The organism is Dryocola sp. LX212 (assembly GCA_041504365.1).
In the GTDB taxonomy this organism is placed as follows: domain Bacteria; phylum Pseudomonadota; class Gammaproteobacteria; order Enterobacterales; family Enterobacteriaceae; genus Dryocola.
Map to the genome: position 1 here is coordinate 2,343,521 of CP167917.1, position 13,786 is coordinate 2,357,306.

Annotated in this window: 10 protein-coding genes; 1 reads left to right on the forward strand and 9 read right to left on the reverse strand. The window is 57.7% G+C overall.

The features are described 5' to 3' along the window. The 4 genes from uca to ACA108_11240 form a co-directional block, all read right to left on the reverse strand. Positions 1-3,618 carry an urea carboxylase gene (gene uca, locus ACA108_11225; GenBank protein XEX93997.1) on the reverse strand — a complete coding sequence of 1,206 codons (3,618 nt, stop codon included), beginning with the start codon at positions 3,616-3,618 and terminating at the stop codon, positions 1-3. Positions 3,619-3,627: 9 nt separating this feature from the next. Then, on the reverse strand, positions 3,628-5,424 hold the full coding sequence (atzF, locus tag ACA108_11230; protein XEX93998.1) for an allophanate hydrolase: 1,797 nt from the start codon (positions 5,422-5,424) through the stop codon (positions 3,628-3,630). A gap of 243 nt (positions 5,425-5,667) precedes the next feature. Further along, entirely contained in the window at positions 5,668-5,901 is a 234-nt protein-coding gene (locus tag ACA108_11235) for a DUF2526 family protein (GenBank protein XEX93999.1), read from the reverse strand. Between the two features lie 45 nt (positions 5,902-5,946). After that, entirely contained in the window at positions 5,947-7,545 is a 1,599-nt protein-coding gene (locus ACA108_11240; protein ID XEX94000.1) for an ABC transporter substrate-binding protein, read from the reverse strand. A gap of 34 nt (positions 7,546-7,579) precedes the next feature. On the opposite strand from ACA108_11240, the gene ACA108_11245 reads away from it, so the two are divergent. After that, positions 7,580-7,780 carry a hypothetical protein gene (locus ACA108_11245; GenBank protein ID XEX94001.1) on the forward strand — a complete coding sequence of 67 codons (201 nt, stop codon included), beginning with the start codon at positions 7,580-7,582 and terminating at the stop codon, positions 7,778-7,780. On the opposite strand, the gene ACA108_11250 is transcribed toward ACA108_11245, so the two are convergent. The 5 genes from ACA108_11250 to ACA108_11270 all read right to left on the reverse strand — a co-directional run bounded on the left by ACA108_11250 (position 7,755) and on the right by ACA108_11270 (position 13,786). Next, on the reverse strand, positions 7,755-9,092 hold the full coding sequence (locus tag ACA108_11250) for an esterase-like activity of phytase family protein (GenBank protein ID XEX94002.1): 1,338 nt from the start codon (positions 9,090-9,092) through the stop codon (positions 7,755-7,757). The genes ACA108_11245 and ACA108_11250 overlap by 26 nt on opposite strands. Before the next feature lie 822 nt (positions 9,093-9,914). Continuing rightward, positions 9,915-10,715, reverse strand: a complete 801-nt coding sequence (locus ACA108_11255) for a YdcF family protein (protein XEX94003.1) — start codon at positions 10,713-10,715, stop codon at positions 9,915-9,917. 126 nt (positions 10,716-10,841) lie between these two features. Beyond that, positions 10,842-11,255: a hypothetical protein gene (locus tag ACA108_11260; protein ID XEX94004.1), complete on the reverse strand. Its 414-nt coding sequence runs from the start codon at positions 11,253-11,255 to the stop codon at positions 10,842-10,844. A 24-nt stretch (positions 11,256-11,279) separates the two neighbouring features. Further along, positions 11,280-12,002 (reverse strand): hypothetical protein, encoded by a 723-nt coding sequence (locus tag ACA108_11265; protein ID XEX94005.1) that lies wholly within the window; start codon positions 12,000-12,002, stop codon positions 11,280-11,282. A gap of 95 nt (positions 12,003-12,097) precedes the next feature. Further along, complete coding sequence (locus ACA108_11270) at positions 12,098-13,786, reverse strand: methyl-accepting chemotaxis protein (GenBank protein XEX94006.1); 1,689 nt, start codon at positions 13,784-13,786, stop codon at positions 12,098-12,100.

Below are 13,786 nucleotides of genomic sequence, written 5' to 3' on the forward strand. Positions count from 1 at the left end.
TTAAGCTTCAAGCCAGAGCAGTGCGTCCCCTGGCCCCACAGGGCGGCCCTGCTGGCAGCCAATGCGCAGCACGGTGCCGTCGCACGGGGCGGCGACCATCAGCTCCATCTTCATGGCCTCCACGACAATCAGCGGATCGCCCTGCTTCACTGCCTGACCCGGCTCGACTAAGATCTTCCAGATGTTGCCGTTCAAATCCGCGCTGATAAGCCTGCCCTTCAGATCCTCGTCAACTTCCTGCTCCGCCTGCATTGCGCTTTCCACGGTGGCACTTTCCTGCTCTTTCCAGTGGGCAACCTCGCTGTTAAAGGCAAGCTGCTGACGACGGCGGAAGTCAGCGATGTCGTCGGCGTTGTCGTCCAGGAACTGGCTGTACTGCGCAAAATCAAACTCGACCTCTTCGACGCGAACCTGCGCACGCCCCTCCCGGAAGGCCGAACGGAATGCCGTCAGTTCGTCTTCGCTTACCGGATAGAAGCGCACCTGATCGAAGAATTTCAGCAGCCACGGCTCATCGCCAAACTGCTCGTTTTTGAGGAATTTGTTCCAGATTGGCACCGTGCGACCGACAAGCTGATAGCCCCCCGGAGAATCCATCCCGTAGATGCACATGTACATCCCGCCGATCCCGACCGTGCCTTCTGCGGTCCAGGTGCGGGCCGGGTTGTACTTGGAGCTAAGTAAGCGGTGCCGTGGGTCGAGGGGGACGGCACAAGGCGCGCCGAGATAAACATCGCCCAGGCCCAGCACCAGATAGCTGGCGTCGAAGATGATCTGCTTCACTTCGTCACGGTTCGCGAGTCCGTTAGTGCGCTGGATAAAATCGACGTTGTTGGGCAGCCACGGCGCATCTGGGCGAACGGTTTCTTTGTAGCGCTCAACGGCTGCCAGCGTGGCGCTGTCTTCGAAGGCCATAGGCAAATGCACAACCCGAGACGGAATTTTGAGTTTTGTGACGTCGCCGAGCTGTTTCTCCAGTCCCAGCAGCAGCGTTAAAAGCTGCGTCTGGGAGATATGCTGGCTGTCATAGCGCACCTGCAGCGACCGCACGCCGGGCGAAAGCTCCTCAACGCCGTTCGCGTTGGCCTGCTTAATCGCCTTCATGAGCAGGTAGATGCGCAGGCGCAGGGCCAGATCCAGTACCTGATCGCCGTACTCAATCAGCACGTAATTATCACCAGCCTGGCGGTAAACCACGGCGGGGAAGCCGCTCTGCGCGGGCAGTTCAGCCAGGATCGCCGCGCTGGATGTGGTATCGGGCAAAATTCCCGGATGCAGGTCCGGCAGCGTGGCAACGTGAAGCAGATTAGTGACCGCCACCTCCTGCGCGATTTCGAGCGACTGCGCGTGTTCAAAAGTGATGGCGTGGAAGCGAATACGGTCGCCCGGCTTCACCTGCCCGACCTTCCACAGCTCCGCTTTAGCAATGGTGACCGGACAGACAAATCCCCCGAGGCTTGGCCCATCCCGCGTCAGGATCACCGGGAAGTCGCCGGTGAAGTTCACCGCGCCGATGGCGTATTCGCAGTCATGGACATTGGAAGGGTGCAGCCCGGCCTCGCCGCCGTCGGCCCGCGTCCATTCTGGCTTAGGCCCGACAAGCCTCACGCCGAGGCGGTTGGAGTTGTAATGAACCTGCCATTCCGCGTCAAAGAACGTCTGCATCGATTCAGGGGTGAAGAAGTCCGGCGCGCCGTGCGGGCCGTAGAGCACGCCTATTTCCCATACTTCACCATATTGCGGAATGACCGCCGGTTCCGGCGTTTGCGGCAGAGAGATAGGCGCAGGCGTGGTGCAGGCCGGCAGGTTCGGCTGCGAAATAGCCAGCACGTCCGCGACGCGTAAAGTGCGCCCGGCGTGGCCGCCAAACTGCCCGAGCGCAAAGGTCGAGCGGCTGCCGAGGTAAACCGGCACGTCCAGCCCGTTGCGAACGGCCAGATAGGTACGGCAGCCGGAGGTGGCGCGACCAAGCCTGAGTGTTTGTCCGGCTTTGATAATCACCGGCTGCCAGTACGGGACAGGTTCATCGTCAACCGTCGCCGGGCAGTCTGCGCCGGTCAGGGCAATAGTTGCGTCGCTGTGGAAGCGCAGCGTCGGGCCCTGCAGGGTGAACTCCAGCCCGGCGGCAGCAGGATGGTTACCGACGATGCGGTTTGCCAGACGGAAGGCAAAGTCGTCCATCGGGCCGGACGGCGGCACGCCAATGTCCCAGTAGCCGAGGCGGCCAGGGCTGTCCTGCACGCTGCTCCAGGTCCCCGGTTCCAGCACTTCTATCGCATGGGCTTCGTAAACAACCGTATCCAGCAGGCGCGTCCACATCACGCCGGCCTTGAATTCTGCCAGCTGAACAATCTGGCGCAGGTAGTCCAGGTTGGTGGCGATGCCGTGCAGACGGGTCGTCGCCAGCGCTTCGTTCAGTTTACTTAATGCATGCTGGCGATCGTCACCGTGGACGATCACTTTGGCGATCATCGGGTCATAGAAGGCGCTGACTTCGCTGCCGGTGCTCACCCAGCCGTCCACGCGAACATCCTCAGGAAAGCAAACGTCCGTCAGCACGCCCGGGGCTGGCTGGAAGTTTTTCAGTGCGTCCTCGGCGTAGATCCGCACTTCAATCGCAGCGCCCTTTGGCGGCTTCGTAAGACGTTGCCAGTCAAGCGTAACGCCAGCCGCAACGTTAACCATGCACTCAATCAGATCCAGGCCGGTGACCATTTCGGTAACCGGGTGCTCCACCTGCAGACGGGTATTAACCTCAAGAAAATAGAACGCATCGCGAGCCGCATCATAGATAAACTCCACGGTGCCCGCGCTGCGGTAGTTAACGGACTCACCCAGGGCAACTGCGGCGGCATGAATTGCCTCGCGTGTAGCCTGCGGCAGATTTGGCGCGGGGGTTTCTTCTACCACTTTTTGGTTGCGGCGCTGCAGCGAGCAGTCGCGTTCGCCAAGCGCCACCACTTTGCCTTTGCCATCACCAAAGATCTGCACTTCCAGATGACGCGCCCGATCAACAAAGCGCTCGATAAAGACGCCATCATCGCTGAAAAACTGTTGTCCCATCCGTTTGACGCTCGCCCAGGCTTCCGTTAACCCTGCTTCATCGTCGCAGCGGGTAAGGCCAATGCCGCCCCCGCCAGCGGTGGTTTTCAGCATCACCGGATAGCCAATTTCTGCCGCTGCCAGCTGTGCTTCCTGCAGGGTGAGCAACAGGCCAGTGCCCGGCGTCATCGGCACGTCCGCTTTGAAAGCCAGATCCCGGGCGCAGTGCTTCAGGCCAAAATCACGGATCTGCGCCGCCGTCGGGCCGATAAAGACAATCCCGGCCTCTTCGCAGGCCTGTGCGAACTCGGCTCGTTCAGACAGGAAGCCGTAGCCGGGAAAGATGGCCTGCGCGCCGCTCTGTTTTGCCGCTGCGAGAATTTTATCGATATCCAGGTAGCTCTCCGCCGCCTTTTCACCACCGAGAGCGATGGCAACGTCAGCATCCATTACGTGCTGCGCATTTGCATCCGGGTCGGAATAGACCGCTACGCTGGTCATCCCCATTTTCTTAAGCGTTCTGATAGCGCGAACGGCTATTTCGCCACGGTTGGCAATCAAGACTGTGCTGAACATATTTCCTCCTCAGGCGCTGTGGTGACGGGCAAGCCAGGCTTTCCAGCCGCCCCACGCGGTGATATCCGTGGCGTCAGCAAGGGCTGACGATTCGCAAATAAACCCTTTCACGGTGGTGCCGTCCTCAAGCGTCAGGGTGCCAATGCCGAGCGGCGCGGGAATTTCCGCTACAAACTCGCCAAAGCGCGCCAGCGGGACGTCCCACAGTTCAAGCGCAATCGGCTGTCCCTGCTGGCTGCGGGCCAGGCCTGGCTTCGCGGGCTGGGTATTGGCTAAGGCGTAAAGGCGGTAGTTGTCGGCGGTACGGGCTTCTTTGATGAAAACCGCATTGCGAGTGGTGAGCTGATGGTTAAGCGGCATGCCGCGCAGGTGCGCGCCAACCACCGCCACACGGACGTGATCCGCCGACGGTTTTTCCGCCGCCGCATCCGGCAAGGCTATGTTCGTGGCGCCTAAAGGTAGATTTATCGCGGACTGCCATGCGGTGCCGAAGTGGCTCAGCGCTTGGTCGTGCCATGCTGGGGCAATCAGCGTGATCCCGGCAGGCAGGCCGTCATCCCGAAAATCCCCCGGCAGCGCCAGCGCGCAGAGATCGGCAAGGTTGGTAAAGTTGGTGTAGGTGCCAAACTGCGAGTTGTAACGCACCGGCTCCTGCGCCATTTCCGCGATGGTATGAATTGTTGGCGAGGTTGGCACGACCAGCGCATCAAATTCAGCCAGCCGGGCGTTAATTTTCCGGGAGAGTTCGGCGCGGGTATATTCCGCCTGCCAGGCGTCGCAGGCGCTGAAGTTCAGGCCGTTAGCGACGATGCCGCGCACGGTCGGATCCATCTCTTCCGGCTGATTTTTGAATATTTCCCCCACCGCTACGGTGCGTTCGGCCACCCAGGCGTCGTTATAGAGCTGCTCCGCCAGCGCGTTGAAATCGCCGAAGTCGATGGCAACCAGCTCTGCGCCCTGCTCCCGCAACCGTGCCAGCGATTTAGCAAACGCTGCTTCGCTTTGCCTGTCGCCGAAAAATTCCAGCTTGTCAGGGATGGCAAAGCGGGGTTTATCGCTGAAACGAGCCGGGGCCGCTTTCGGATTTGCACGGGAATAGGGATCCTGCGGATCGTATCCGCCTGCTACCGCCGCCACGGTTTGCGCATCGGCAACCGTTAGGGCAAAGACGGACACGCAGTCGTTCAGGCGGCAGGCGGGAACCACGCCGTGGGCAGAAAGCCAGCCTTTGGTCGGTTTTAGGCCCACGATGTTATTGAACCCCGCCGGCACGCGGCCCGACCCGGCGGTATCAGTCCCCAGCGCAAAGCAAACCAGCCCGCGAGCGACCGCGGATGCGGAACCGGAGCTGGAGCCGCCGCTGACATACTCAGGATCAAAAGCGTTCTGCACCGCGCCAAACGGCGAGCGCGTGCCGACCAGGCCCGTGGCAAACTGATCGAGATTCGTTTTGCCGACGGCAACTGCCCCCGCCGCTTTCAGCCGGGCGACGACCGTTGCGTCCTGTTCCGGCAGATAAGTAAAGGCCGGACAGCCCGCGCTGGTGGGCATGCCAGCGACATCGATATTATCTTTTACGGCAAAAGGCACGCCTAAAAGCGGGAAGTCATTAACTTGCTTTTCGCCAGAATTAATCAGCTGGAATATCGAGGTTAACTGAGAATATATTTCGTCATGCGTGGCGATATATATCCACGCGCTGTCTTCGCGGGATAAATTAGCATCCAGGCTCTGATAAGCCGCCACCAGCTGCTGCGGCTGCTGGCGATAAAACGCGACCCATTCGGATAGGGTTGAAACTGACATAAGCTGGCATCCCATCTGGTATACAAGATGAGAGTATTAAAGCATTAAGCGTGCCAGTTATTTATTTTGCATTTATTACAGTGGGATAGATTCAACATAAGATTTTCTTATTATATATTTGCACTATTCTAGAGCGGAATTTCGATTAATTAACGTTTACGTGGTGCAAGCGATGGATGACGCTGATACTTATCCGCCTTACTGAATAAAAATAGCGTAAGCGTCATCCATCGTAGAAACCTGCTAAATAATCGTGCCGCCTTTGGTTAACTCTTCGCGGCGATGCTCCGCCTCTTCGCGGGTATGATGCCCTTTGTGCGCTATGGCGGTGCGCAGACGCTGCTGCTGGGTATAGCGATCTTCACGGCTTAATTCCGCATCGTCGCTCAGCTCAATCAGCAGTTCGTTCATATGCTCAATGCTGCACTCAGCAATTTGCGCGTCTACGCGTGCGATAACGTCGTCCAGATGTGCCATGGTTTCTCCTCTTGTCGGTGGATGACGCTTTAGCTTATCCACCGGTTAGTTAATCTTTACCTTCGAAAAATCACTGCCGTTCAGGCTGACACTATACCCACTCACGTTGCTGCGCGTGGCATAAAATGTTTTGCCGTTGGCCAGCGGGATCCACGGCGCCTGCTGATAGAAAATCTCCTGCGCCTGCTCGTAGAGCTTCGCACGGGCAGCCGGGTCGCTGGTCAGCTTCGCCTTCTGGATCAGCGCGTCGTAGCCCTTATCGCACCAGCGGGCGACGTTCGAGCCGCTTTCGATGCTGCCGCAGCCTAACAGCGTATCGGCGAAGTTATCCGGGTCGCCGTTGTCGGACATCCAGCCGAACAGCGCCGAAGCGTCTTCCCCTTTGCGCATGCCGGAGAGGTATTCGCCCCACTCAAAGGTGACGATTTTGGCGTTTACGCCCACCTTCGCCCAGTCCGCCTGAATCATTTCCGCGATGCGGCGGGAGTTCGGGTTATACGGGCGCTGCACCGGCATTGACCACAGATCGGTTTCAAACCCCTTCTCAAGCCCGGCCTGCTTCAGCAGCGCCTTCGCTTTTTCAGGATCGTAGCTGTAATCCTTGAGATCTTTGTTGTAGCCCATCATGGTCGGCGGAATTGGTGAATTCGCGACGGAGCCCGAGCCCATGAACACGGCGTTAACGATCGCTTTTTTATCCACGGCATAGTTAAGCGCCTGGCGAACCAGCACGTTATCAAACGGTTTTTTAGTTGTGTTGAACGCCAGGTAGCCCACGTTCAGGCCGTCAATGGAGCGCAGCGCAAGGTCTTTATTAGCCTTGATGGCGTCGAACTGGACCGGGCTTGGCGCGGGGATAATCTGACACTCATTTTTTTGCAGCTTCGCCAGGCGAGTCTGCACGTTAGGCGTAATCGAGAAGATCAGGTGTTTAGTCGGCACTTCGCCGTCCCAGTAGTTCGGGTTCGCCACGTAGCGGATCAGGGAGTCCACCTTATATTCCTGCAGCGCGTACGGCCCGGTGCCGATGGGCTGGGTATCCACCAGTTCAGGGGTGCCCTTTTTCATCATCGCATCGGCATATTCTGAGGACAGAATAGACGCAAAGTCCATGCCCCAGTCTGCAAGGAACGCCGCATTCGGCTCGCTCAGCGTAAACTGCACGTGATAGTCGTCGATTTTTTTCACGTCGATGATGAGCTTTTCCAGCCCGACGTCGTTGAAGTATTCGTAGTTCGACTGCGAAACCTTGTGATACGGATGATTCGCATCTTTCTGGCGCATCACCGAGAAAATAACGTCATCGGCGTTGAAGTCACGCGTCGGCTTAAAGTATTTGTTGCTGGTGAACTTCACGCCTTTGCGCAGCGTGAAGGTGTAGGTTCTGCCGTCCGGGCTGATTTTCCACTCAGTGGCCAGCGACGGCACGGGCATATTATCGCTCGGACGGAAGGTAATCAGGCGGTTATACAGCGTCTGCGAGCTGGCGACAAAGGTCGGGCCGGAGCTGGCGATCTGCGGGTTAAAAGATTCCGGCGAGGCTTCGGAGCAGTAAACCAGCGTGCTGGCAGGCGCGGCATACGCGGCACCGGCGGTGGAAAGAGCGGCGATTAACAACCCGAGAAGCGTTTTCCCTGTAGTCATAGCGTTGCCTTTATTAGTTTGCCAAATGGATAGTGTGATTATTATTTTGAATATTAATATCATCACAGGCAGGCGCGGGCGGCAAATAACAAAAGTCTATCTTGTTATTCATTTTGAGCGTTTTTTGCTTATTTTGGCAGCAGCGACAGGAGATAAAGCTGGGGTTGTGCGCCCTCTGCCGGACTGGAAGAGGGCGAATGGGAATAAGGTTACTTCAGACTTTCCGGCAGCTTAATTACCCAAAGCTCATTGAGCGACTGCGGCTTCTCCAGCGGCTTCAGGCCGATTTTGACAGACACTTCCTTGCCGTCGCGGATCAGGTGGCCTTTGCCGTCAACCTGGTAATCGTCCGGGTTCTCCAGCACCGGCTGCAGGCCGAAGTCATTGTCGTTAATCACCGCGATGGTCTGGCTATCAATAAGCGTCATACCCTCCGCTTTTTCCTGCTGCCAGCCAAGCTTGCGCAGATCCAGCGCCTCTTTCTTTTCCGCCAGCCTGATGCCGCGCGACTTAAGCTGCTGCGCATCGTTAAACTCTGGTGCCTGCTCTTTATCGAACCCGCTCAGGTCCGTAGCCTGGGAAAGATCGACAACGTAGACCAGATTGCGCATGACTTTGTTTTTATCACCGCCCTGCTCAAGCAGCAGAATGCGGTTGTCGTCCAGCGCCACGATATCGCCAATTTTGGCATCTTTGGCCTTCTTGTAGACGTCGGCATCGATTGGGTAGCCGTACATCGCCGTTTTGCCGGTAGCCGGGTCGATGCTGACCAGGCGGGTAAACAGCGCGCTGTTTTTACTTTTTCCGTCGATATCCAGCGTACTTTGCACGGCGGCGATAATGCGTCCGTCCGGCATCCGCGTTATCCCTTCAAACCCTCGGTTGGCCTGACGCCATTTGATGATGTTCGGCAGGCCCCCGGCCACGCCCTTCTCGCCCTGTTCCGCCTGCGGGCCGTACTTTTTAAGGATTTTACCGCTGGCGTCAATATTGACGATAAACGGGCCGTATTCATCGCACAGCCAGTAGCCGCCCTTGCCGTCCGGCGTGATGCCTTCGGTGTCCAGCCCGCGTTTGTCACTCGCCAGCCGCATCAATTTATCATCGAGAGCAACTTCATTGGTTGCGCCTATCAGCCCTTCCGGCAGCGGCAGGCCGCTGACTGGCCCCTGGTCGTCGTGCAGTGGATGGGCGTCGGTCGCCAGCGCTTTGCCATCGACTACGCGGATGGTCATCAGCAGCGGCGTAAACTTCGGACTGGCAAAAATTTTAGAATCTTTTTTGCCCGCCTTCGGCGAGTCGGCATTTGGGCCGCGATCGGTCACCGTGGCGAAAATTAGGTCGTTACCTTCTTTACGCAGAAACTGTAGTCCGGAGCCTACGCCTACCGGCAGGCCGTCGGGAAACTGGCTGGCGTACGTGCCGGTATAGGCGACGCGGTCACCCTGCGGAAAAGTGACAACGTAACGATTAACCAGAGGCTCAGCGGCCTGGCTTAACAGAGGGAAAAGAGAAAGAGCCAGCAGCGCAAGGGGTTTTAATTTCATTGTTTTACGGATCCGTGGTTTTGGTGTCACGGAGTTATAAAACAGTCTGATGACATAATTATGACGGCTAAAGGCGGTCTCCCCCAGTGCGCTGTCTCTTAGTCACAACTCACTCCGGTCATACGTCAGGATTGATCTGTTAACCGGCTGGTTTTCCGTTCACCCGACCGTCTGGTTATCTCTGCTACCGTTGCGAACCGTGAACGTGTCATGGGGAATACGCCATCCCCCTGACAACCCCGGCGCCCGGCAAATAAATCGCCGCTGAAGCGGTAAACTCCGGTTTTTACCCAACATGCAGGGTCGTTCGCGATTCGTTCCCGACGATCGCTCTCTCACGTTGTTCCCGACAACGTGACCCTGCCTGAAGGGCAAAAACCGGAGCGATTTAAGCCGGGAACAGGGTGTCGCTTTGAGTTAACTATCGCATCAGAAATAGCATCGCTTTAAAACCTACAGCGACATCGGAGGTGGGACATTCATGAAAGTTGACGCGAGGGTGTTGGGTCCGGCTTAAATCGCCTCCATTTTTGGCTTCATGGCCGGGTCCAGCCGTCGGGAACGGCTGGAGGTTGTGATCGTCGGGAACGAATCGCAACCGACCCGGACAGGGAGCCAAAAATGGAGGTTTACCGCCGCAGGTGGCGATTTATTGCCGGGAGTCGGGAGCCCAGAGGGTGTGACGGCGAACACCCTCTGGACGTTCACCGGTTCGGCAGCAACATATGCCACCTGACGCAAAGTGAACGGAATCTTCTCGATCTCGCCAGTAACTGACTCAAAGATCTATATAAGAGACAGCCTGTGCGGGGGAGAAAATAATTACAGGCCCCGCTCGCCGATTAAGCGCGCCAGCGCGCTGTCGTTTTGCAGCAGCTGCCAGGCATTCATGACCTGCACGGGGATCTCAACCTGGACGATATAATCGCGGCCCTGCGGTCCGTATCCCTGCAGGTCGTCACGAATTCGCGGGATTTCCCCCAGAATTAACGAGATGTAGCGGGCAACGGGCCATAGCCCTTTCTGCGGAGGGGAAAACTGGCTGCTGCGCTCGTCGGCAACCATCAAAGGCACGATGCCCGGCCAGCTTCGCCAATCTGGCTGCTGGCTTTCCCCCTGCCAGGCGCGTTCAAACGTTGCCAGGGTGCGGCGCTGCATGGTGGGATCCTGAATCACGATGATTCGCGCGGGCGCCATTCCCTGCTCTGCAAGGCGTTCTTTCGTGAAGCTCGCGTTCTCGCCGCAGTTGGTAGATTTCTCTTCGGTAACGATACGCTCGGCGGGGATTTTCCAGAACTCCGTGGCGATGTCTTTGATGATCGCCGCCTCCGCACGTCCGGTGGTCGGTATGGTGTTATAGCGTGGATGGACGGCAATAGCGCCGTAAAGAAACGTGGTTGAATGGCCAATCCCACCTGTAATCAGCAAAGGCAGTTCGCTGGCCGCGGCAAGCTGGCATGCGGCATCGATGGTGGGGATCACGGCGTTACCCGCCAGCACGATGAGATCGGCGTCATCCGCCTGGGGAGATTCAACAAAATCATTGCGGGCCAGCCACTGCCCCAGGGTGTTAATCGCCCCGATGGTTGTTGCCTGTAAGGCCGGGAAAGTTGTCGTCAACATAACCCCTCCGTGTCAAAAAACCAGTATGCATCATATATCGGCACGGTCGGGCTGGGTATCAGATGGTGCTGAAAGGAAGAGTGATGACTTTACAGCGGCGCGCCCGAAGCGGTCACGCCGCAATGGTCAGGCTTCCGGCTTGTCCTCAGGCTTATTAATTTCGTCCGGGGAGACTTCTTTAAAGCCCGCTTTGTTTTTGGTGACCGCATACTCCACGGCCTTCTCGCCCTTCACGCTGGTGGTGAGCTTGACAGAATCAACGCTGACTTTGCCAATCAGCGATCTTGCGTAGCCGCCAATCTGGTAGGTCCCTTCGGGCAGACGAAGCGCCACGCTTTCGCCGACTTTCAGCGCGGCGGCATCCTTACCGTCAACGGTAACCACCACCGTTGTGCCATCGTCAACGCGGGTCCATGCATGTTCCACGGTGACGAGCGTCGGGCCGGTGGTGAAGTCAGCCGCGGGTTCGCCGGTTACGGGTTTCGCACAGCCCAAAAGTGAAAAAACCGCCAGGGCGGTGAGGGTAAAACGGTAACTCATTGCTTATTATCCTGCGGGAGTAAGTTATTTTTCTGCAATCCAACGCGTAAAGTTTTTCGACCCGATGCTCTGTTGACGTTCGCCCGGCGCGCTTTCTTTTGCGAAGGCCTGATTTTGCGTTGTTTTCAGCAGTTCGTCCAGAGAGGACTGAAGAGTTAGATTAATCTGTATCTGCGCGCGGATTTCGCTGTTGTACCCTTCGGCCAGGGCGCGGGCTTCGCTGAGATCTGTTTTCAGCACGTTGATATAAGTCTGACACGCCTGAACCGCGTCCACTAGCGCATCACCATTTTTCACCAGCTCTTCGCGAAGCTCTCTCTGGCTCTTTGTATCCCGCTGCATTGTGCAGTGCAAATCGTCCAGCTGGCGCTGCATCGTTTCGCGCAGCAATGCCAGCTCCCGGTAATGGTGCTCACGCTCGCCGTCCAGGCTCTTTTGCAGCAGGTGAAGGCGGGCGCTTAGCCGCTGTACCTCCGTCTGGGGCGGGACTTTTTGCCGCACGCTCGCCAGCTCGGCCCGCAGATGTACTACCTCCGCCTCAGCCGCCTTCAAGCGGGCGGCCATGGTCGGATCCTGCCCCGGCACGCGCTGCAGATTAACGCCAGTCAGCGCCTGCTCGATTTCGTGGAGGATTTCGGCTCTGCTGCTGTTTTTCATCCGGTTGCATGCGCTGGCTAAAAAGCTGGCCGCCTCGTTGACGTTTACCGTCCCGAAGGCCTTTTTAATCAGATTCTGAATCATGCTCACGCGGCGTGTTCCTGTGGTTTGGGCGGCAACCGGACGCCGACGGTAATAGAGTCATCGGCATCCGGCGCTTTTTCTTTATTAATCAGAAAAGACGTTTAAAACGTAGCCCAGTTGTCATCGTTTTCCACCGCCTTCACGGCTTTTAGCTTCGTGATTTTACCCTCTGGTTTTGCCATTTTTTGGGGCGACTGAGCGTTGAGGCGAAAAATCCCTACCGCGGCGGTCAGGCGGGCGGCCTGCTCTTCCAGCGAAACAGCCGCCGCCGAAGCTTCTTCCACCAGCGAGGCGTTCTGCTGGGTGACGTTATCCATTTCGTTGATAGCCTGGCCCACCTGCACAATTCCCCGGCTCTGCTCGTCGGACGCGGCGGCAATTTCCAGCATGATGTCGGTAACGCGGCGCACCGCCTCCACCAGGCCGTTCATGGTGTCGCCCGCCTGCATAACCTGGCGGGAACCGGCATCGATTAACGTTACCGACTCGCCGATAAGCCCTTCGATCTCTTTTGCGGCCTGCGCGCTGCGTTGGGCAAGTGTGCGCACTTCGCTGGCGACAACCGCAAAGCCTCTGCCCTGCTCCCCGGCTCGCGCTGCCTCAACCGCCGCGTTAAGTGCAAGTATATTGGTCTGGAAAGCAATGCTGTTGATGACCGCAGTGATCTCGGAGATCTTCTTCGAGCTGCTGGAGATATTGTTCATGGTCGTCACCACGCCGGAAACCATACGTCCTCCGTCGCTTGCCTTATGGGAGGCATCTTCCGCCAGCCTGCTGGCGTGATGGGCGTTATCGGCGTTTTGCTTCACCGTCGCGGTCAGCTGCTCCATGCTGGCCGCCGTCTGCTCCAGGGCTGCCGCCTGCTCTTCGGTACGCGAAGAGAGATCGGTGTTGCCGGCGCTGATCTCACTGGTGCCCTGATAAATCGCCTCGGCCCCTTCGCGCACGGTTCCCACCGTTTTTACCAGCGACGCCTGCATATCCTGTAGGTGCTGGCTGAGCCTGCCGATTTCGCTGCGCCCGCTCGGCTGCGGCGGCAGGGTTAAATCACCTGCGGCGATGCTTTCGATGCGCACGGCGGCCTGCTGTAATGGCCCAATGACCACCCGACGCAGCATCACGAAGGTGAAAATGGTCATAAACAGCGCAACCCCGAAGGCTCCCGCCATAACAATCATGCTCAGCCGCGTGCGTGCATGCGCCTGCTGGCCCAGCGCGTTTGCCCTTTCGGTACGGATGGCAATCGCTTTCAGCAGCACGGAGTTATAGTCCGCATCCAGCTGGCGGGCCGTTTCCGTTTCATGCTTGATGATCGCCTCAAACATGCCGTTTTTGGCATATTTGATCATCGGCTGAAGTCCCTGAGCGACGTAGGCGGTAAAGCGCCCGTTTAAATCCGCATCCAGCGCTTCATCTGCGGGCGTTTTTACGCGTCGATTCATGTAGGCGCTGAAGCCATCCTGAGCCTGTTTAATGCGTTTTTCGGCTTCGGCGATATTGCGCTTGTTGTCTTCCATTTCGCCCACGCGGACGGCGGAACCAGCGTGAATGATATTCAGGCGCGCCGTGCGCAGGTGGTTTGAGCTATTCGAGATCCCCGTTCTGACCTGAATCTCCTCGGTGACGTCCTGAAGGGCATTATTGCTCTGGATCAGAAAGTAGCTCGCCAGCGCGATACACAGCGCAAACAGCACTAAAATGCCGCCGAGAATGGCGCTGAACAGCGGAACGAGGCGGATGTGATGCCAGAAGTAGACTGAATCCTGCGAGGAGATTGTTTTTGTAGCCAT